Consider the following 20,199-nt stretch of genomic DNA (forward strand, 5'->3'; position numbering starts at 1 on the left):
AACGGCCTAGGTCGACCCGCAGCCGGCGGGTCCCGGGCCGGCCCGAAGGGCGCCGGGCCCCCATCCGTCGCACAACGGCCTGAATCGGCCATCCCTACCCCGGTTCCGGAGAAACGACACCACCGTACGGCCGTCCTGTCACGTTGGCGCAGGCCGCGGCGATTATGGTGGTGCTCTGTGTACGGACACGAAGGGGCAGTGGTGAACGACGGCGACGGGACGCCCGCGGCTGCGGGGCGGCAGAGGCGGTTCGGCCCCCTGGGCACGGCCCTGGTGATCATCCCGACCTACAACGAGGCGGAGAACATCAAGGCGATCGTCACGCGCGTGCGTGAGGCCGTCCCCGAGGCGCACGTTCTCGTGGCCGACGACAACAGCCCCGACGGCACCGGCAAGCTCGCCGACGAACTGGCGGCCGGGGACGACCACGTCCAGGTCATGCACCGCAAGGGCAAGGAGGGTCTGGGCGCCGCCTACCTCGCCGGTTTCCGCTGGGGCCTGGAGCACGGCTACGGCGTGCTGATCGAGATGGACGCCGACGGCTCCCACCAGCCCGAGGAGCTGCCCCGCCTGCTGACCGCCCTCAAGGGGGCCGACCTCGTGCTCGGCTCCCGCTGGGTGCCCGGCGGCCGGGTGGTGAACTGGCCCAAGTCCCGCGAGATCATCTCGCGCGGCGGCAGCATGTACTCGCGGATCGCGCTCGACCTGCCGCTGCGCGACATCACCGGCGGCTACCGCGCCTTCCGCCGCGAGACCCTGGAGGGGCTCGGCCTCGAGGAGGTCGCCTCCCAGGGCTACTGCTTCCAGGTCGACCTCGCCCGCCGCGCGATCAAGGCCGGGTACCACGTCGTGGAGGTGCCGATCACGTTCGTCGAGCGGGAACTGGGCGACTCCAAGATGAGCCGCGACATCCTGGTGGAGGCCCTGTGGCGGGTCACCACCTGGGGTGTGGGGGAGAGGGTCGGCAAGGTCCTGGGTCGCGACAGGCGCCCCGGCACCACGGCGGACGGGCAGGCGGCCGCCGACGACGAGCCGGCGAAGTCCGGTGAAGGGCCGGCGAAGTCCGGTGAGGCGTCTGCGGAGGCCGGCGACGCGGCGTCGAAGTCCGGTGAGGCGTCTGCGGGGTCCGGTGACGCGGCGTCGAAGGCGTCCGGCGCCAAGCCCTGACCGCCCTCTTATGCCGCACTGAGCCGGGGCCAGGCACACTGGGAGTATGACGACTGGCGCTCAGACCCCCAGGTCCCCCGCCCGGCCTCCGCGCTCCCGGCTGCGCACGTTCCTGCCGCTGGGCATCGCCGCCTGGCTCGTGCTGGAGATCTGGCTGCTGACCGTGGTCGCGGGGGCGTCCAGTGGCTTCATGGTCTTCCTTCTCCTGGTCGCCGGTGTGGTCCTCGGGTCCGTGGTCATCAAGGCGGCGGGCCGCCGGGCCTTCCGCAACCTCACGGAGACGATCAACCAGCAGCAGTCGGCCATGCAGTCGGGCATCCCACCCGAGGCCCGCCCGAACAGCGAGGGCAACGGCCTGATGATGCTGGGCGGGCTGCTCCTGATCCTGCCCGGCCTGATCTCGGACGCGCTCGGCCTGCTCATGCTGCTGCCCCCGGTGCAGAAGGCCGTCAGCCGGTACGCCCAGCGGACGGTGGAGCGCAAGCTCCGGGACGCCGGCCCCGGCACCCTGGGCGACGCCTTCCGCCAGGCCCGGATGCACCGCCCGGACGGCAAGGTCGTCCAGGGCGAGGTCATCCGGGACGACCCGGACGACGCCCCGCAGGACCCCCGCCCTCCGCTGACGCGCTGAGCCCCCGGCCCCGCCCGGGGCCCGGGGCACGCCACCCGGACACGACAAAACCGCGGGTGCCGTACATGAAGCTCATGTACGGCACCCGCGGTTGTTCGGTTGTCTCGCCTACGGTCTCCCGCTACGCACTCTTGCGGCTGTCTCGCGGATGGACCGCGATGTTCATCGCGCCGGAGCGCAGAACTGCCAGCCGCTCCTCGAGGACCTCTTCGAGTTCCTCGCGGGTGCGTCGCTCCATCAGCATGTCCCAGTGCGTACGCGCGGGCTTGGCCTTCTTCTCCTCAGGGCCGTCGCCGTCGACCAGGAGTGCCTGGGCCCCGCAGACCTTGCACTCCCACTCCGGCGGGATCTCCGCCTCGACCGAGAAGGGCATCTCGAACCGATGCCCCTTCTCGCATGCGTACTCCACGGCCTGGCGCGGGGCCAGGTCGATGCCGCGGTCCGTCTCGTAGCTGGTCACCACGAGGCGCGTGCCGCGAAGAGCTCGCTCACTCATGAATCGTGCCTCCCGGGCTTGTCGCCCACAGGACAGGTGTCGCTGTCGTCGTCATCCGGTCAACGTCCGGGCGGCGGTAAAGATTCCCGTCCCGACTCCCGATCCGGGCCCTGCGTCGCCGTCGCAGCCGCAGCCTTGCAACCAGTGCAGTACCCGCCGACGTCCGGTTTGTCACCTCTGCTGGCAGATGTGACATAGCGATTCGGCACCTTTGACGCGCAGTAACGGTACGCCTGGCAGGCCAAACGCGTACACTACAGCCCTTTCGCGCCGAGTGCTAAATCCTTTCGGGTACCGGGTTGCCCGCGTCGCCGATCGCCCGCCGTACGGGCACCCGCGCGAGCAGCACGAAACCGATCACGAAGAAGGCGACCAGGGAGATGATCGCGTCACGGTAGCTCCCGGTCAGCTGGTAGGTGAGCCCGAAGAGCAGCGGCCCGAGCCAGCTCATCCCGCGGTCGCTCAGCTCGTACGCCGAGAAGTACTCGGCCTCCTTGCCCGGCGGGACCAGATGGGAGAACAGGGAGCGGGACAGCGCCTGGCTACCGCCCAGGACGAGTCCGATCCCGGCGGCCAGTACGAAGAACCACGCCGGCGCCTCCGCCGGCAGGAAGTACCCGGCCGCGAGGGTCACCGTCCAGGCGACCAGCGACCCGAGGATCGTGCGCTTGGCGCCGTACCTGCGGGCCAGCCGGCCCAGCGCCAGGGCGCCCGCCACCGCCAGCACCTGGACCAGCAGGACCGCCACGATCAGGGTGGACTGCCCGAGGCCCAGCTCCTCGGAGCCGTAGACCGATGCCTGGGAGATCACCGTCTGGATGCCGTCGTTGTACACCAGGTACGCCAGCAGGAAGGCCAGTGTCAGCGGGCGGCGCCGCATGTCCCGGACGGTCGCCGCGAGCTGCCGGAACCCGGGCAGTGCGGCCTCCCGGGCCACCGCACGCCGGTCGCGCAGCCGGCGGAGCGGAATCAGCGCGAAGGCGCCCCACCACAGCCCCGCCGACGCCAGGCAGATCCGGACCGCCGCGCTCTCGCTCAGCCCGAACGAGTCGTGGCCGGTGTAGAGGACCAGGTTGACGATCAGGACCAGGGAGCCGGCCGCGTAGCCGAAGGCCCAGCCCCGGGAGGAGACCGCGTCGCGTTCCTCGGGCGGGGCGATCTGGGGCAGGTAGGAGTTGTAGAGCATCATCGCGACCGACTGCGCCGCGTTGGCGACGACCAGCAGCAGCCCGCCCAGCAGGTAGCGGTCGCCGTCGAGGAAGAACATGGCGGTCGTGGCCGCGGCGCCGGTGTACGCGGCGGCGGCCAGCAACGGCTTCTTGCGGCCCGAGCGGTCGGCCGCCGCGCCCACCAGCGGCATCACCAGCACCGCCACGATCACCGACAGCGACACCGAGTACGCGAAGAACGACCCCGCGCGCACCGGTATGCCGAGGGGGTGGACGTAGCCGTCCGTGTCCGCCGCCGATTCGGCGACCGAGGTCAGATAGGGGCCCAGGAACACGGTCAGGACGCTCGTCGAGTAGACGGAGCACGCCCAGTCGTAGAAGTACCAGCCGCGCTGCTCGCGCCGTCGTTCGGCGGCCGGGTCGGCCCCGCCCGCCGCGTCCGACCGCAGGGTGTCGGTGCCCACCGTGCCCTCGCCTTCCCCGTGCACGCGCACCGTCCCCGGGGCGCGGCCGGGTGGCTCAGCCCCAGACGCCGCGGTCCTCCATGACCCTGCGCAGTGTGTCGATGTGATCGGTCATGATGCCATCCACTCCAAGGTCCAGGAGCCGGTGCATACGGTCCGCGTCGTTGACCGTCCAGACGTGCACCTGCAGCCCGCGCGCGTGGGCGGCGCGCACGAAGCGGTGGTCCACCACCCGGATGCCCGACTGCGCCTCGGGGACCTGCGCGGCCACCGCCGAGCGGCGCGGCGCGGCCGGCAGCCCCCAGGAGCGCAGCCGCAGGCCGAGGACGCCCCGGCTGCCGTACGAGGTGGCCAGGCGGGGACCCGCGAGCCGCTGGGCGCGGATCACGCGCGCCTCGGAGAAGGAGCCGACACAGATCCGGTCCCAGGCGTCCAGCCGCCCGATCAGCTCCAGGAGGGGCCGCAGCGCGGGCTCCGCCTTCACGTCGATGTTCCAGCGCACCTCGGGGAAGGTCTCCAGGAGCTCCTCGAAGAGCGGCACCGGTTCCGCGCCCGCCACGCGCGCGTGGCGTACGTCCTCCCAGGGCAGGTCCGCGATCCGCCCGGCCCCGTCCGTCACCCGGTCCAGGGTCGCGTCGTGGAAGGCGACGAGCTTCCCGTCCCGCGTGGCGTGCACGTCGGTCTCGATGTACCGGTAGCCCGCCTCGACCGCGCGCCGGAACTGCCGCAGCGTGTTCTCCAGACCGTCCGCCGCCCCGCCCCGGTGGGCGAACGCGATCGGGCCGGGATGGTCGAGGTACGGGTGGCGTATCGGCGTGGTCACCGGCGCAGTATCGCGCGCCCGGGCCGCCCGGCGGCAACCACCGTGCTGCCGTACGGTGTCGGCGGCACGGCGAACACGCGCAGGAACACCTGCGCGAGCGGGCCGATCGACACGGCGTAGAGCAGGGTGCCCAGGCCCACCGTGCCGCCGAGGGCGAAGCCCGTCACCACCACCGTGATCTCGACCACGGTCCGCACCAGGCGCACCGAGAGCCCGGTGCGCTGGTTGAGCCCCGTCATCAGGCCGTCACGCGGGCCGGGGCCGAACCGCGCGGCGATGTACAGCCCGGTCGCCGCGCCGTTCAGGACGATGCCCGCGACCATCGCGGCGATGCGCAGCGTCCAGCCGTGGGCGTCCGGCACGACACTCAGCGTGGCGTCCATCGCGGCGCCGATCACGAGCACGTTGGAGACGGTGCCCAGGCCCGGCCGCTGGCGCAGCGGGATCCAGAGCAGCAGGACCGCCGCGCCCACGGCGGTCAGCACCACGCCCATCGACAGGCCGGTGTGCTCCGCGAGGCCCTGGTGCAGCACGTTCCACGGTTCCAGCCCGAGCCCGGACCTGACCAGGAGTGCTGAACTCGCGCCGTAGAGCGCGAGACCGCCGTAGAGCTGGGTCAGCCGCCGCGCGAGTCGCCTGGACGGCTCGGGCTGCTCGGACGGCTCGGGCTGCTCGGACGGCTCGGGCTGCTCTGACTGCTCGGACTGCCTGGACAAGAGGTGCCCCCTGGGGTGGTGGTCGTGGCCTGCCACGTGACACCCTGTGGCTTGAGTAGAAGAGTCAACCAGGGCCAATTCGGGGAAGGTGGACTGATTTCCATGGCGCAGTGGACCTCGGCCGTCGGGGCGGGGCAGCTCGCGCGGCTGCTCGCCTCCCAGCAGGACCGCCCCGCCGGGCCCGGGACGCGCCGCCCGCCGGCCTACCGCGCGCTCGCCGACGGCATCCGGCTGCTCGTGCTGGAGGGCCGCGTCCCGGTCGCCGCCCGGCTGCCCGCCGAACGGGAACTGGCCCTCGCCCTGACCGTCAGCCGCACCACCGTCGCCGCCGCCTACGAGGCGCTGCGTGCCGAGGGCTTCCTGGAGTCCCGGCGGGGCGCGGGCAGCTGGACCGCGGTCCCGGCCGGGAACCCGCTGCCGGCCCGCGGACTCGAGCCGCTGCCGCCCGAGGCCCTCGGCTCGGTGATCGACCTGGGGTGCGCGGCGCTGCCCGCACCCGAACCCTGGCTCACCCGCGCGGTGCAGGGCGCCCTCGAGGAGCTGCCGCCGTACGCGCACACCCACGGCGACTACCCGGCCGGGCTGCCCGCGCTGCGCGCGATGATCGCCGAGCGCTACACCGTGCGGGGCATTCCCACCATGCCCGAGCAGATCATGGTGACCACGGGGGCGATGGGCGCCATCGACGCCATCTGCCACCTCTTCGGGGGACGCGGCGAGCGCATCGCCGTGGAGTCCCCGTCCTACGCCAACATCCTCCAGCTGATGCGCGAGGCCGGGGCCCGGCTGGTGCCCGTCGCGATGGCCGAGGGACTCACCGGCTGGGACGTCGACCGCTGGCGCCAGGTGCTGCGCGACGCCGCACCCCGCATCGCCTACGTCGTCGCCGACTTCCACAACCCCACCGGCGCGCTCGCCGACGACGACCAGCGACGGCGGCTGGTGGACGCGGCCCGCTCGGCGGGGACGGTGCTCGTGGCCGACGAGACGATGAGCGAGCTGTGGCTGGACGACGACGTCGAGATGCCGCGCCCCGTGTGCGCCTTCGACCCGGCCGGGTCCACCGTGATCACCGTCGGCTCGGCGAGCAAGGCATTCTGGGCCGGGATGCGCATCGGCTGGGTCCGTGCCGCGCCCGACGTGATCCGCAGCCTGGTCGCCGCGCGGGCCTACGCCGACCTGGGCACACCGGTGCTGGAGCAGCTCGCCGTGAACTGGCTGTTCAGCACCGGCGGCTGGGAGCAGGCCGTGACGGTGCGCCGCGAACAGGCCCGGCAGAACCGGGACGAGCTGGTGGCGGCGGTCCGGCGGGAGCTGCCGGACTGGGAGTTCGAGGTGCCCCGGGGTGGCCTCACCCTGTGGGTGCGGACCGGGGGCCTGTCGGGTTCCCGGATCGCCGAGGCGGGGGAGCGGGTGGGCCTCCGCGTCCCGTCCGGGCCGCGCTTCGGGGTCGACGGTGCCTTCGAGGGGTACGTCCGACTGCCGTTCACGGTCGGCGGTGCGGTGGCCGAGGAGGCGGCGGTGCGACTGGCCGCCGCGGCCCGAATGGTGGAGAACGGCGGTGTCGGCGGCGGCGAGACACCGCGGACGTTCGTGGCGTAGGGCCCGTCCGGCGGGGCAGGTCGCGCGCGGGTGGCCCAGGGCCGGTCCGGCGGGGCAGGTTGCGCGCGGGTGCGGGCCGACGCGGGCGGCGGACGGATGGTCGAGGTGCCGGGTGAGGCGGCGTCCGGTGCATGGCGCCGGTCCGGGCGGAGTGGGCGCGCCGGGGTCGCGACGGGCGGTGACGCGGTGGACGGGCGTGTCGCACACGTCGCGGTGTGCGCCGCCGCGGGCGCCGGGGCCCGGGGACACGGGCGCGGCCCGGAGGTGGACCGGCGAGGGATGCGCGAGGAGGCCGGGGCGGAGCCGTGGGATGCGCCGCCCCGGCCGACGGGTCAGGAGGTCTCCGCCGCGACGGCCTCGGCGGGGACCGGGTCAGCGGGAGCCGGCTCGGTCGGCGTCCCGGCCGCCGCCTTCTCCATCGTCACCGGGGCGGACTCCGGGTCCGCCGCGGCCTCCTCCGGCTCGCTCGCGGCCACGTCGGCCGGGTTTTCGTCCTTCTCCACGGAGACGGCTTTCGCCATGGAGACGGCCTTCGCCTTCGCCTCGGCCTCCGCCTCTGGGGGAAGGGGCGCCTGCTCCCCGTCCGCCGGGGTCGTCCGCGGGGGGAGCAGGTCGAGCACCGCCTGCCGGTGCGCCTCGCTCGTCGCGTCGTCGTAGGGGTCCGGAGTGGCCGGGACCTGGAGACGGTGCACCGGTCCCGTACCCAGACGGGCGTACCCCCGGCCGGGCGGGACCTGGTCGAGGGGCGTGGTGTGCGGGGGAGCGCCCAGCGCGTTCGACAGCTCGTCCGCGGTGGCCGGGCCGAGCACGACACGCGCGCGCGTGTGCTGCCGTACGGCGTCGGTGAGGCCGTCCAGGGCGTCCAACTGGTCGGCGACGACCACGGTCACGTTCGCGGCCCGGCCGTGCCGCAGCGGGACCTGGAGCAGGGTCTGCGGGTCCCGGCGCCCGCCCGTGGCGGCGAGGTGGGTGAACGCCGTCGGACGGTCCAGGAAGACCCACAGGGGCCGCCGGGTGTCGTCCGGCGCCGCCAGGCCCTGCTGACGGGCCCGGTTCACGGAGATCAGCCGCCGTTCCGTCTCGGCGGCGGCCCACTCCAGGCTGGTCAGCGCACCGGTGAGGCCGCACTCCACGGCCAGTACGCCGTCCCGGCCGACCAGGCAGGCGTACTCCCCGGTGCCGCCACCGTCGACGATCAGCAGATCGCCGTGGTGCAGCGCCTGGAGGGCGACCGAGCGCAGCAGGGTCGAGGTACCGGTGCCGGGCTGCCCCAGGACCAGCAGGTGGGGCTCGGTCGAGCGGATGCCGGTGCGCCAGACGACCGGCGGCACGTCCCGCTGCTCCACGCCGTGGGTGAGCGGGAGCGTGCGCTGGACCCGGGTCGGGTCGGTGAAGCCGAGGACGGTCTCGCCGGGCGCCGTCACGAAACGCTGGGCGGCGATGTCGGTGGGCAGCGGCGCGAGCACGTCCACGGAGAGGTGGTTGGCCTCCTCGTCCCACGTGAAGTGGTACTCCCGGCCACGGCCGGACTTCGCGGTGAGCAGGTGCTCGATCCGGGTCCGGGACTCCGCCTCCCCGTCGGTGAAGTAGGCCGGGTAGCGGATCACCAGGTGGGCGACGCGCCCGTCGTCGTCGAACTCGTACGCCGGGAACGCCTTCTCCCACCCGCCGCCGTGGGCGTAGAGGGGGTCGGGGTCCTCCGCGAGGGAGAAATAGGGGACCAGCGCCTCGTAGAGCGACTGCAGGCGCCTGGTCCGGGTGTCGTCGGTGCCCTCGGGCGCCGCCGGTGGGCGTTCCCTGCCCTGCCAGGCTGCCGCCGCCATCAGGACGATGACGGCGAGCAGCGGGCCGTACGGCACGAGTGCCACCACCAGGACCACCGAGGCCACCAGGAACAGCAGCGCGCCGCGCCGGTCCTTGGGGGTCTCGGACCATCTGCGCCGCGCGGCCGCGGCCAGTCGGCGCAGACCGCGGGCAATCGTGATCAGCGGCTGGAGGACGTCGGTGGCGCCGTCGGCCGCCGTCCGGGCCAGCTCCCGGCTCCGGGCGAGCTGTGCGCCGCCGTTGCTCAGAATGCGGGGGAGGGGCCGCCGGGCCACTGCTGCCTCCTGGAGGTGCGTACGTGCGGATGTCGGGCGGGGGGAGCGGGCCGTCAGAACTTGATGCCGCCGAGGAGGCCCGCCAGGCTCTCGCCGCCCGCCTTGATGCTCGGGGCGATGGCCGTACTCGCGAGGTAGAACCCGAATAGTACGGCGACCAGCGCGTGCGAGGCCTTGAGGCCGTCCTTGCGGAAGAAGATGAAGACGACGATGCCGAGCAGGACCACGCCTGAGATCGAGAGGATCATGTGAGTTCTCCTGGTTCACGGGGACAGTCACCATGAGTACTTCCAGGCTCACAGCATGTATCCATACGATAAAAGGTGCAAATGGGGGAAATTCGACCGAATTACCTCGGGTGGCGGAGGGGTCCTTGGTCCGCTCGGGTGTCCCGCGAGCCAGTACCCTGGCGATTCGCCGAAAGTTCGCTGTGAGAGGTGGTCCGGCCGATGAGTGAAGCCCCCGACCCCGAGGTCGTGGAGCTGGCGACCAAGATCTTCGATCTGGCCCGGCAGGGGCGCACCGAAGAGCTGGTCGCGTACGTGGACGCCGGTGTACCGGCCGACCTCACCAACGACCGCGGCGACTCCCTCGTCATGCTCGCCGCCTACCACGGGCACGCCGAAGCGGTGCGTGCGCTGCTGACCCGCGGTGCCGACGCCGACCGCGTCAACGACCGGGGTCAGACGCCGCTCGCCGGGGCCGCCTTCAAGGGTGAGACGGAAGTGACCAAGGCACTGCTCGAGGCCGGCGCGGACCCGGCGGCGGGCACCCCGTCGGCCGTCGACACGGCGCGGATGTTCGCCCGGACGGACCTGCTGGAGCTGTTCGGCGCCCGGTGACGGGACGGCGGAGAGGGCCCTGACCGGGACCGCTCCACATTTTCTGACCAGGCAGAACACTGGAAACGGGGGAGGCGGTACAGGGCCGCCGAAATTTCGGTCGCGGCAGATGTGACCGCCGGGCCATCATGACGACGTGGTTCACGGACGTGATGGCTGGGCAGGTGTTGCCGCACCGCGCGGGCCGTGACACGGCTCGCAAGGGCCACCGACGAGAGGCAGAGGAACATGGTCTTCAGCAAGCAAAAGACGGCGGGCGCTCCGACGTGTTGGCGCACGGCCAGGTAACGCGTGCTCCCCGGTTGCGTCGACGCTTGATGTGAGGCTGTTTCCCATGTTCGATCCGGTCATAGCGCCCAGCGGTACGCTGCTCGGCCTGCTTCAGCGGGGTCGCGGCGACGGCACGCTGCACGCGCTCACCGCTCCGCGTGCCGAAGCGCTCGCGGCCCTCAACCACTGCGTGCTCCACGACCCCCGCCACGACTGGCAGGTCGAGAACCGCTCCCTCTACTACGCCCGCCTCTACCTCGACCTGAACGGCGAGCTGGACGCGATCGAGGCCCACCTCTTCGACCCCGAGGACGTCCTGGACGCCGACGAGTCGCGCACCGGGCTGGCCCTCGCCGTCCTCGGCCACCTCGCCTCCTACGGCAGGCTGGACGCGCTCCAGCTGTTGCGCCGGTACGCCGCGCACGGCGTCAACTGGGCGTGGGCCCTGGACGAGCTGGCGCTGCGCGACGACGACGCGGGGCTGCGCGCCCTCGCCGCGCCCGTCCTGGCCCGCTTCCCGCGCGACGCCGAGGGCGAGGCCGAGCTGGCCGCCGCGGTGCGGGACGCCTTCGAGCCCCGGCCCTGGCGCCTGTGGGCCGACGACCCTCGCGAATCGATCGCCACGCGCGTGCGTGCCGCCCAGGAGACGGGCTGTTTCGACCGCTGGCAGCGACAGATGAACTCCACCGGGCCGCGTCCCGGCTGGAGCGTGCGGGCCGTGTTCGAGTGGGCCGAGCAGGGCGTCGAGCGCGGCACCCCGCTGCACGCGCCGGCCGCGCGCTGCCTCACGGCCGTCGCCGGGCCCGAGGACCGGCCCGAGATCGTCGAGGCCGCACGGTCTGGCACCGAGGGGGCCCGCTGCACCGCCCTGCGCTATCTCGCCGACAGCAATGATCCCGATGTCCTCGACCTGGTCGAGGGAGCCGTGGCCACGGGCTCGACACCGGTCGTGGAGGCCGCCGTCGCCGCCTACGAGCGCATGCGCAGCCTCGCCGCGGTCGACCGGGCGCGCGGCTGGGTGCACCGGCCGGACGCGCTGGGGGCCGCCGCCGGACGGGTGCTGGCCTGCCGGGGTGCTGCCCAGGACCGCGACCTCGTGCTCGCCGCGCTGCGGGAGGCGGTACGCGGCGAAGGCCCCGACGCGCCGACCCTGTGGACCCTCGTCGACGGCACCGGACGGCTCGGCATCGCCTGCGCCGCGCCCGTACTGCGCCACATCTACCGCGAAACCGCCTCCTCCCACCTGCGCGGCCGGGCCGCCCGCGCGCTGGCCGCCACCGACGCGTCCTTCGCGGCAGGCTTCGCCATCGAGTGCCTGTGGGACTGCGAGGAGACCACCCGCGAACTCGCCGCCCGGCACGCCGAGACCGGCGACAACCGCGTCGTCGAACGGCTGCGCAGGCTCGCCGCCGACCCGGCCGAGGAGGACGAGGTCCAGACGGCGGTCCGCAGCCGCTTCGGACCGGACGCGCCCACCGTGTGAGGACACCGGGCCCCGGACCCCGGACTGCGGGCCTCGGACCCGGGCCCCGGGCACGGGAGTCGGCCGCGGCGGTCGCGCGGGCCGGCGCCAGGGCGGGGGTCCTCCCGGCAGCCCGGGGTGAACGGCGGATGGCCCGCGGCTCAGGCGGGCGTGGCCGTGGTCCGGCCGGCCGGGTGGGCGGGGCAACGCTCACGGGACGTTCCTCGACCGGAAAGATCGACGTTGACGCGAGCACGTCCAGTCCGGCGACAACACCGGTATGCGAGTCGTCATCGTGACCGAATCCTTTCCCCCCGATGTCAACGGCGTCGCCCACGGCGCACTCCAGACCGCCCGGCACCTCGTGGGCCGCGGTCACGACTGCGTCGTCGTCGCGCCGGCCACCTCCGGCGCCGACGAGGCGGACGCGTACGCCCCGTGCCGCGTCGTCCGGATCCCCTCCCTCCCGCTCCCCGGCTACCCGCAGGTCCGCGTCGCCCTGCCCAGCCGGCGGGTCGCCGCCGCGATCGCCGAGCACCGCGCCGACCTCGTCCACCTGGCGGGGCCCTTCGTCCTCGGCGTCCGTGGCATGGCCGCCGCCGCCCGGCTCGGCGTCCCGGCCGTGGCCGTCTACCAGACCGACCTCGCCGGCTACGCCCGTACGTACATGGGGGCGGGCGAAGCGGCCGCCTGGCGGCGCATCCGCTCCGTGCACGCCGCGGCCGACCTCACCCTCGCCCCGTCCAGCGCCGCCCTGCGCGACCTCAAGGCGCACGGTGTGCCCCGGGTCGAGCTGTGGCCGCGCGGCGTGGACACCGACCGCTTCCGGCCCGACCGGTGGGACGAGACGCTGCGCCGCACACTCGCCCCGGACGGCGAGCTGATCGTCGGCTACGTCGGCCGCCTCGCCCCCGAGAAGCAGGTGGAGCTGCTGTCCGGCGCCTGTGCCCTGGACGGCGTGCGCGTCGTGGTCGTGGGCGACGGACCCAGCCGCTCCGGTCTGGAGCAGTCGCTGCCGGGCGCCGTCTTCCTCGGCTGTCGTACCGGTGACGAACTCGCCCGGGTCTTCGCCTCTCTGGACGTCTTCGTGCACACCGGCCCCTTCGAGACGTTCTGCCAGACCGTGCAGGAGGCCATGGCGAGCGGTGTGCCCGTCGTCGCCCCCGCGGCGGGCGGACCGCTGGACCTCGTGGCCCACGGCCGCACCGGCCTGCTCGTGCCGCCGCGCGACGCCGCCGCCGTACGGGACGCCGTGTGGTCCCTGTCCGCGGACCCCGGGCTGCGCGGCGCCTACGGTGCGGCCGGGAGAGCCGCCGTGGAGGGACGCACCTGGGCGGCCGTCGGCGACCGGCTGATCGGGCACTACACGGACGTGCTCGCCTCCCGGAAGGCGGTGCTGGCGGCATGAGCGCGCTGCGCATCGTCCGGCTCGCCAACTTCGTCACTCCCGCGTCCGGCGGACTGCGCACCGCGCTGCGCGAGCTGGGCAGGGGGTACCGCGCGGCCGGACACGAGCCGGTTCTCGTCGTCCCCGGCCCCTGCGCCGACGACCGGGAGACCGAACAGGGCCGGGTGATCACGCTCCCGGGGCGTCTGCTGCCGGGTACCGGTGGATACCGCGTCCTCACCGACGGGCGGCGTGTGGCCGCCCTGCTGGAGGAGCTGGCCCCCGACCGCCTGGAGGTGTCCGACCGCACCACCCTGCGCTGGACCGGCAGGTGGGCCCGGCGGGCCAGGGTCCCCGCCGTGATGGTCTCCCACGAGACCACCGACGGCGTGCTGCGCACCTGGGGCCTGCCCGAAGGCGCCGCCCGGCGCACCGCCGACGCCCTCAACGTCCGTACGGCGCACGCCTACGCGCGCGTGGTGTGCACCACGGAGTTCGCCGAGCGGGAGTTCGTCCGCATCGGGGCCCGCAACGTCGTACGGGCCCCGCTCGGCGTCGACCTCACCGGACGGCACCCCGGGCTGCGCGACCGGGGGACGAGGGCCCGGTACGCGCGCGGGGACGAGACGTTGCTGGTGATGTGCTCCCGGCTGTCCGTGGAGAAGCGGCCCGGCACGGCCCTCGACGCGCTGGCGGAGCTCCGGCGGCGCCGCGGGCGGGCGGTGCTGGTGGTGGCCGGTGACGGGCCGCTGCGCCCGCGGCTCGAACAGCGGGCGCGGGACCAAGGGCTTCCGGTGACCTTCCTCGGCCACGTCGCCGACCCCCGGCTGCTCGGTGCCCTCCAGGCGTCGGCCGACGTGTGTCTGGCCCCGGGACCGGCCGAGACCTTCGGGCTCGCCGCACTGGAGGCGATGGCCTGCGGTACGCCCGTGGTGGCGAGCGCGTCCTCGGCCCTGCCCGAGGTGATCGGCGCGGCCGGGGCCGTTGCCGCCGACCGTGCGGTTGCCTTCGCGGACGCCGTGGAACTGCTCCTGGCACGCCGGGAGACGGACCGGCGGGCGGCGGCACGCGCGCGTGCCGAGTGCTTCGGCTGGAGTACGGCCGTCGAGGCGTTCCTGGCAGCGCACGACGCGCCCTTCCCTGCGCACCCGGTGCTGCCGGAGGCCGTGTCCTGAGCCGCGGTCCTGAGCCGCGCCCGCTCCGCGGCCCGGCAACCCGGGACGCGCCCGCCGCGCCCCTTCGCGGCGCTGCCTGCCGCCGGGCCCCGCGCACAAGGCCGACTCCGGACTGCGGCCCTTCTGCACGCCGCCGATGTGTCGCATGCGCCGGCGTGCGGCGTGGGTGGCTCGCGTTGTGTGGTTTGCCGCGCGGGCGGGTGCGGTGCTGCTCGCCCGTGCGGGTTCCGTGTACGGCGTCGACCCGCCGCGCGGGCCCGTCCTTCGCGCCGGGCCCGCCTACGGCCTCGGGCCTGGCCCGGGGCACCGCTGCTCTCCGCTGAGGTGCCGTGTGTTCCCGTGCGTGTCGCAGGCGGGCCGCCCTGTGCGGTCCGCCCGAGGCGAACCCGGTGCTCGCCGCGTGCTGGGCACCGGCTGCTGGGTTCGCCGTGCGGTCGGCGGCACCGCGTGTCGACGCAAGTCGGTTCTGGCGCCCGTGGTCAGGACGGTCCCGGACTCGCCCACCCCGACGGGCGGGGGGTCAGCGCCTGCGTACCGCCATGAAGTGCACCGGGGTGCCGGGAACCGCCTGGGCGGCCGCCGGGAGGTCGAGGGTGCGCACGACGCCGATCACCGGATAGCCGCCGGTCGTCGGGTGGTCGGCCAGGAAGACCACCGGCATGCCGTCGGGCGGCACCTGCACCGCGCCCAGCACCGTGCCCTCGCTGGGGAGTTCGCCCGGGCGGGCGCGTTCCAGCGAGGGGCCGTCGACCCGCAGGCCGATGCGGTTGCTCGCCGACGACACCCGGTACGCGCCCGAGGTGAAGGCCCGTACCGCCTCCGGAGTGAACCAGTCGGCACGCGGACCCGGCGTCACTCGCAGCACCAGCTCCGCCGGGGGCGCCGGCTGCGGGGCGACGTCCACGCGCGCGTGCCGCCCGCCGGGTCGTCCCAGGGGAAGTACCGTTCCGTCGGCGAGGGGCGGCGGGCCGAGGCCGGAGAGCAGGTCGGTGGAGCGGCTGCCGAGGACCGGCTCGACCAGGACGCCGCCGGAGACGGCCACGTAGGAGCGCACCCCGGAGTCGGCCGCCCCGACGTCGAGCACCGCTCCGGCCGGTACGTGAACGGGAGCGGCCCAGGGCACCGGTCGCCCGTCCACCGTCACCGGGCAGGGGGCGCCGCCGACCGCCACCGTCACCGCGCAGCGGGGGCGCAGGGTGCAGCCGGTGAGCGTGGTCTCCAGGACGGCGGCCCCGGGGGGATTGCCCACCAGCCGGTTGACCAGCGCCGCCGCGGGCGCGTCGAGCGCCCCGGAACGCGGGACGCCGAGATGGGCGTGACCGGGCCGGCCCCGGTCCTGCACGGTGGTGAGGGCCCCGGCGCGGACGACGGCGAGCGCACGGTCCGTCATGAACCCCCCTGGCGTCCTCGGGGGACGAACCGCACGCGCGTGCCGGGCGACAGCAGCGCCGCCGGCACCCGTCGGTGGTCCCACAGCACGGCATCCGTGGAGCCGATCAACTGCCAGCCGCCCGGCGACGAGCGCGGATACACGCCCGTGTACGGCCCCGCCAGCGCCACCGAACCGGCCGGAACGGCGGTGCGCGGGGTGTCCCGGCGCGGCATGTCGTAGCGCGCCGGGAGGCCGGTCAGATAGCCGAAGCCCGGTGCGAACCCGCAGAAGGCGACCCGGAACTCGGTGCCCGCGTGGACGCGTGCCACCTCGTCCGCCGCGACGTCCCAGTGCGCCGCCACCTCGGCCAGGTCCGGGCCGTCGTAGCGGACCGGGATCTCGACGACGTGCCCCGCGCGCGGGGGAGCCGGCGGCACCTCGGCGGCCCTCAGTTCGGACGCGAGCCCGACCGGGTCGGTGAGACCGTCGAGGAGGACGGTGCGCGCCGCCGGGACGATCTCCCGGGCCGCGAGCCTGCCCTCCGCGCGGCGCCGCGACAGCTCGGCGTGCCACGCCTCGGCCTCCTCGCCCGAGGACACCTCGACGAGCAGGGCGTCGTCGCCGACCGGCAGGACGTTCACGCGAAGGCCTCCACCCGGACGCCCGACGCCTCCAGGCGCTCCCGGACCCGGCGCGCCAGCTCCACCGCCCCCGGCGTGTCGCCGTGCACGCACAGGGAACGCGCCCGCACCTCGACCGGCACGCCCGAACGGGCGGTGACCGTACCGGAGCGGGCCATCCCGACCGCGCGTTCCACGACGGCGTCCGGGTCGGCGATCACGGCGCCCTCCTGCCCGCGCGGCACGAGCGTCCCCCCGTCCGTGTAGGCACGGTCCGCGAACGCCTCCGCGACGACCGGCAGCCCCGCCCGCCCGGCCCGTTCCAGCACGCGCGAGCCGGGCAGCCCGAGGACGGGCAGGGCACCGCCCGCCAGGAGCACCCCGTCGACCACCGCGGCGGCCTGCTCCTCGTCCCCGACCACCCGGTTGTAGAGGGCGCCGTGCGGTTTGACGTACGCCACGCGCGTGCCCGCCGCCCGGGCGAAGACCTCCAGGGCGCCGATCTGGTAGGCCACCTCGGCCGCCAGCTCGGCGGACGGCACGTCCATCGCGCGCCGCCCGAAACCGGCCAGGTCCCGGTAGGAGACCTGGGCGCCGATCGTCACGCCCCGCTCCGCCGCCCACTCGCACACCCGGCGCATCGTGGCCGGGTCCCCGGCGTGGAAGCCGCAGGCGACGTTGGCACTGGTGACGACGGACAGCAGTCCCTCGTCCTCGGTGAGCCGCCAGCGGCCGAAACCCTCGCCGAGGTCCGCGTTCAGGTCCATCGGGGTCATGTCCCCAGTGTCTCCGAAGTCGCGTGCCGCGGGCGGTCCCGCACCCGCGCCGTGGCACGCGGGATCACGCCACGCGGTACTGCTCGTCACGGGCGTCGGTGAGGAACATCTGCCCCGGCGCGTGGGTGAGCGCGAACGGCGGCCGGGAGGCCATGACCGCCGCCTGCGGGGTCACGCCGCAGGCCCAGAACACCGGGATGTCGTCCGCCCCGAGGTTCACCGCGTCGCCGAAATCCGGCCGGTCCAGGTCGTCGATGCCCAGCGCCGACGGGTCGCCGCAGTGCACCGGGCTGCCGTGCACCGCCGGGAGCAGACTGCTCTCGCGGATCGCCGCCGACAGGTGCGCGGGCGGCACCGGACGCATCGACACCACCATCGGCCCGCGCAGCCGCCCGGCCGGACGGCACCGGCGGGAGGTGACGTACATCGGGACGTTGCGGCCCTGCTCGACGTGCCGGATCGGGACGCCCGCCGAGGCCAGCGCCCACTCGAAGGTGAAGCTGCACCCGATCAGGAACGTCACCAGGTCGTCCCGCCAGTGCTCCAGCACGTCCGTCGGCTCGTCCACCAGCTCGCCGTCCCGCCACACCCGGTAGCGCGGCAGATCGGTGCGCAGGTCCGCGCCGTCGGCGAGCACGGTGGTCCAGCCCCCGGCGTCGGTGACGTCCAGCACCGGGCAGGGCTGCGGGTTGCGGGTGCAGAACAGCAGCATGTCGTAGGCCCAGTCGGCGGGCACCGAGATCAGGTTGGCCTGGGTGTGGCCGGCGGCGACCCCGGCCGTGGGGCCCGTCAGCCCCTTCCGGAAGCGGGCGCGGGCCGTTTTCGGGCTCCACGCGTGCGCGTGCTCGTCGACGAGGGCGAGCGGCCGGTCCCCGGTCGCGGGGTGCGGACGGTTCATGCCAGTTCCTTTCCGCGGGTCTCCGGCAGCCCCAGCAGGGCCAGTGCCGCGATGCCGTAGCCGATGGCGCCGAAGACCAGCGCGCCGCCCACGCCCCAGCTGTCGGCGAGGAAGCCCACCGTGGTGGGGAAGACGGCACCCACGGCGCGTCCGGTGTTGTACGTGAAGCCCTGGCCCGCGCCCCGCACAGCCGTCGGGTACAGCTCGCTCAGGTACGAACCGAACCCGCTGAAGATGGCCGACATGCAGAAGCCGAGCGGGAAACCCAGCACAAGGAGCAGGGTGTTGGCGCCGCTGGGAATGTTGGCGTACGCCAGGATGCAGACCGCCGACAGCAGTGCGAAGAGCCAGATGTTGCGCCTGCGGCCGAGCACGTCGGTGAGCACACCGCCGGTGAGGTAGCCCAGGAAGGCACCCGAGATGAGGAACGTCAGATAGCCGCCGGTGCCGACCACCGACAGGTCGCGCTCGTCCTTCAGATACGTCGGAACCCAGGTGGCGAGGGTGTAGTAGCCGCCCTGGACGCCGGTGGAGAGCAGGCTCGCGAAGAGCGTGACGCGCAGCAGCCCCGGCGAGTCCGCCGTGCCCGGCTTGAAGATCGCCGCGAACGAACCCTTGCCGCCACCCTTCTCCCGGACCTCGGCGGCCCGCGGCGCGTCCTGGACGCTGCGCCGCACCCACACCACGAGCAGCGCGGGCAGTGCACCGGTCCAGAACATGACACGCCAGGCCAGGTCGTCCGCGGCGAGCGAGAAGACCAGCGTGTACACCACCACCGCGAGCGCCCAGCCCACGGCCCACGAGCTCTGGATCGCGCCGAGCGTGCGCCCGCGGTGCCTGGGACTCGCGTACTCGGCCACCAGGATGGCGCCGACCGCCCACTCGCCGCCGAAGCCGAGACCCTGGAGGGCGCGGAAGACGAGCAGCGTCTCGTAGTTGGGCGCGAAACCGCAGGCCACCGTGAAGACGGCGTAGGTGATCACGGTGAGCAGCAGCGCCCTGACCCGGCCGACGCGGTCCGCCAGCACACCCGCGAGCGCGCCGCCGATCGCCGAGACGACCAGCGTGACCGTCGTGAGCAGGCCGGTCTGACCGCTGTCCAGACCGAAGTACGCGGCCAGCGCGACCATGGTCAGCGGCAGCGTGAAGTAGTCGTACGAATCGAGGGCGTAGCCGCCGAACGCGCCGCCGAAGGCCCGGCGGCCCCGCGGGCCGAGGGCTCGCAGCCAGCCGAACGGACCGCCTTCCGGGGGGCGTTCGCCCGCGCCGGGACGGCGGATGTCGGCGGGGAGGGCCGACGGGGAAGGGGGTGTGCTCATGGTGCACCTCGCAGGGGGAGGACGGAGAGTGCGGATCGAGCGGGGACTTGAAGGCACCGTAGGGGATCGTTCAACGATCCCTCAATACCCCTGTTGTTTCGTTCTGGTATCTGCGATTGAATTCCGGGCATGGCAGAGCAGTTGACGGGACTGGCCGACGACCGTGCCCTCCTCGGGCGGACCAGCACCGCCGAGCGCGTCTCGGACATCCTCAGGAGTCGGATCGCCGAGGGCTACTTCCCGCCCGGGACGCGGTTGTCGGAGGACAGCATCGGCGGTGCCCTCGGCGTCTCCCGCAACACCCTGCGCGAGTCGTTCCGCCTGCTCACGCACGAACGCCTGCTCGTCCACGAGCTGAACCGGGGCGTCTTCGTCCGGGTCCTCACCGTCGAGGACGTCGAGGACATCTACCGCACCCGCTCCCTCGTCGAGTGCGCCGTCGTCCGCGGCCTCGGAGAGCCCCCGTACCCGCTCGACGGGCTCGCCGAGGCGGTCGAGGACGGGCGCCGGTCGGCCCGCGAAGGTGACTGGAAAGGCGTGGGTACCGCCAACATCCACTTCCACCGGGAGCTGGTCGCCCTCGCCGGCAGCGAACGCACCGACGAACTGATGCGCAGCGTCTTCGCCGAACTGCGCCTCGCCTTCCACGTCGTGGACGACCCGCGGCGCCTGCACGAGCCGTACATCGCCCGGAACGCGGAGATCCTCGCGACCCTGGAGAGCGGCGAGAGGGAGACGGCGGCGCGGCTGCTCGCGGTCTACCTGGAGAACTCGCTCGAGCGCGTCGTGGAGGTCTACCTGCGGCGGGTCGGGGACGAAGGGTAGTCCCGGGCGGCACGGCGGCCGGCCACCCTGCCCGCGGGGCCCATCTGCGCCGTTTGGGCCGATGTCAGACCGAGGACCTAGTCTGT

At 74.0% G+C, this 20,199-nt stretch carries 19 protein-coding genes; 8 read left to right on the forward strand and 11 right to left on the reverse strand.

The window, feature by feature from the left end:
- Positions 1-201 precede the first annotated feature (201 nt).
- Both IE258_RS25045 and fxsA read left to right on the forward strand, forming a co-directional pair.
- Positions 202-1,167, forward strand: coding sequence for a polyprenol monophosphomannose synthase (locus IE258_RS25045; RefSeq protein ID WP_189746924.1), 966 nt, complete (start codon positions 202-204; stop codon positions 1,165-1,167).
- Positions 1,168-1,213: 46 nt separating this feature from the next.
- Positions 1,214-1,798 carry an FxsA family membrane protein gene (fxsA, locus tag IE258_RS25050; RefSeq protein ID WP_127895978.1) on the forward strand — a complete coding sequence of 195 codons (585 nt, stop codon included), beginning with the start codon at positions 1,214-1,216 and terminating at the stop codon, positions 1,796-1,798.
- A 121-nt stretch (positions 1,799-1,919) separates the two neighbouring features.
- Here the strand turns inward: fxsA and IE258_RS25055 are convergent, their stop codons facing one another.
- From IE258_RS25055 to yczE, 4 genes are all read right to left on the reverse strand, one after another.
- Positions 1,920-2,294 (reverse strand): RNA polymerase-binding protein RbpA, encoded by a 375-nt coding sequence (locus tag IE258_RS25055; RefSeq protein ID WP_003977404.1) that lies wholly within the window; start codon positions 2,292-2,294, stop codon positions 1,920-1,922.
- 277 nt (positions 2,295-2,571) lie between these two features.
- Complete coding sequence (locus IE258_RS25060) at positions 2,572-3,927, reverse strand: MFS transporter (protein ID WP_189747030.1); 1,356 nt, start codon at positions 3,925-3,927, stop codon at positions 2,572-2,574.
- Between the two features lie 55 nt (positions 3,928-3,982).
- The gene (locus IE258_RS25065) at positions 3,983-4,750 is read right to left on the reverse strand and encodes a glycerophosphodiester phosphodiesterase family protein (protein ID WP_189746926.1); all 768 of its coding nucleotides are present in this window, start codon (positions 4,748-4,750) and stop codon (positions 3,983-3,985) included.
- Complete coding sequence (yczE, locus tag IE258_RS25070; RefSeq protein WP_373309926.1) at positions 4,747-5,466, reverse strand: membrane protein YczE; 720 nt, start codon at positions 5,464-5,466, stop codon at positions 4,747-4,749. Before yczE ends, IE258_RS25065 begins: the two co-directional genes overlap by 4 nt.
- Positions 5,467-5,568: 102 nt before the next feature.
- On the opposite strand from yczE, the gene IE258_RS25075 reads away from it, so the two are divergent.
- Entirely contained in the window at positions 5,569-7,068 is a 1,500-nt protein-coding gene (locus tag IE258_RS25075) for an SCO1417 family PLP biosynthesis transcription factor (protein ID WP_189746928.1), read from the forward strand.
- Between the two features lie 332 nt (positions 7,069-7,400).
- Here IE258_RS25075 and IE258_RS25080 read toward each other — a convergent pair whose 3' ends face one another.
- Complete coding sequence (locus IE258_RS25080; protein WP_189746930.1) at positions 7,401-9,167, reverse strand: NACHT domain-containing protein; 1,767 nt, start codon at positions 9,165-9,167, stop codon at positions 7,401-7,403.
- Between the two features lie 53 nt (positions 9,168-9,220).
- A complete protein-coding gene (locus IE258_RS25085; protein ID WP_003977410.1) occupies positions 9,221-9,415 on the reverse strand; it encodes a hypothetical protein in 195 nt (64 codons plus the stop codon).
- A gap of 201 nt (positions 9,416-9,616) precedes the next feature.
- Here IE258_RS25085 and IE258_RS25090 point away from each other — a divergent pair, with 201 nt between their 5' ends.
- The 4 genes from IE258_RS25090 (at position 9,617) to IE258_RS25105 (ending at position 14,303) form a co-directional block, all read left to right on the forward strand.
- On the forward strand, positions 9,617-10,009 hold the full coding sequence (locus tag IE258_RS25090; protein WP_127896376.1) for an ankyrin repeat domain-containing protein: 393 nt from the start codon (positions 9,617-9,619) through the stop codon (positions 10,007-10,009).
- Positions 10,010-10,343: 334 nt separating this feature from the next.
- Positions 10,344-11,762, forward strand: a complete 1,419-nt coding sequence (locus IE258_RS25095) for a HEAT repeat domain-containing protein (RefSeq protein WP_189746932.1) — start codon at positions 10,344-10,346, stop codon at positions 11,760-11,762.
- A 259-nt stretch (positions 11,763-12,021) separates the two neighbouring features.
- Positions 12,022-13,149 (forward strand): glycosyltransferase family 4 protein, encoded by a 1,128-nt coding sequence (locus tag IE258_RS25100; protein WP_189746934.1) that lies wholly within the window; start codon positions 12,022-12,024, stop codon positions 13,147-13,149.
- Positions 13,146-14,303 (forward strand): glycosyltransferase, encoded by a 1,158-nt coding sequence (locus tag IE258_RS25105; protein ID WP_189746936.1) that lies wholly within the window; start codon positions 13,146-13,148, stop codon positions 14,301-14,303. The genes IE258_RS25100 and IE258_RS25105 overlap by 4 nt, the downstream gene beginning before the upstream one ends.
- A gap of 520 nt (positions 14,304-14,823) precedes the next feature.
- Here the strand turns inward: IE258_RS25105 and IE258_RS25110 are convergent.
- The 5 genes from IE258_RS25110 to IE258_RS25130 all read right to left on the reverse strand — a co-directional run bounded on the left by IE258_RS25110 (position 14,824) and on the right by IE258_RS25130 (position 19,288).
- Positions 14,824-15,693: a 5-oxoprolinase subunit C family protein gene (locus IE258_RS25110; protein ID WP_189746938.1), complete on the reverse strand. Its 870-nt coding sequence runs from the start codon at positions 15,691-15,693 to the stop codon at positions 14,824-14,826.
- Positions 15,690-16,316: a 5-oxoprolinase subunit B family protein gene (locus IE258_RS25115; protein WP_189746940.1), complete on the reverse strand. Its 627-nt coding sequence runs from the start codon at positions 16,314-16,316 to the stop codon at positions 15,690-15,692. The genes IE258_RS25110 and IE258_RS25115 overlap by 4 nt, the downstream gene beginning before the upstream one ends.
- Entirely contained in the window at positions 16,313-17,071 is a 759-nt protein-coding gene (locus IE258_RS25120) for a LamB/YcsF family protein (protein ID WP_189746942.1), read from the reverse strand. Before IE258_RS25120 ends, IE258_RS25115 begins: the two co-directional genes overlap by 4 nt.
- Before the next feature lie 64 nt (positions 17,072-17,135).
- Positions 17,136-17,969, reverse strand: a complete 834-nt coding sequence (locus IE258_RS25125; RefSeq protein ID WP_189746944.1) for a putative hydro-lyase — start codon at positions 17,967-17,969, stop codon at positions 17,136-17,138.
- Positions 17,966-19,288: an MFS transporter gene (locus IE258_RS25130; RefSeq protein WP_189746947.1), complete on the reverse strand. Its 1,323-nt coding sequence runs from the start codon at positions 19,286-19,288 to the stop codon at positions 17,966-17,968. The genes IE258_RS25125 and IE258_RS25130 overlap by 4 nt, the downstream gene beginning before the upstream one ends.
- A gap of 129 nt (positions 19,289-19,417) precedes the next feature.
- Between IE258_RS25130 and IE258_RS25135 the strand changes: the two genes are divergently transcribed.
- Positions 19,418-20,113, forward strand: a complete 696-nt coding sequence (locus IE258_RS25135) for a GntR family transcriptional regulator (RefSeq protein ID WP_159325187.1) — start codon at positions 19,418-19,420, stop codon at positions 20,111-20,113.
- Positions 20,114-20,199 lie beyond the last annotated feature (86 nt).

Source organism: Streptomyces tendae (genome assembly GCF_014650435.1).
Classification (GTDB): domain Bacteria; phylum Actinomycetota; class Actinomycetes; order Streptomycetales; family Streptomycetaceae; genus Streptomyces; species Streptomyces tendae.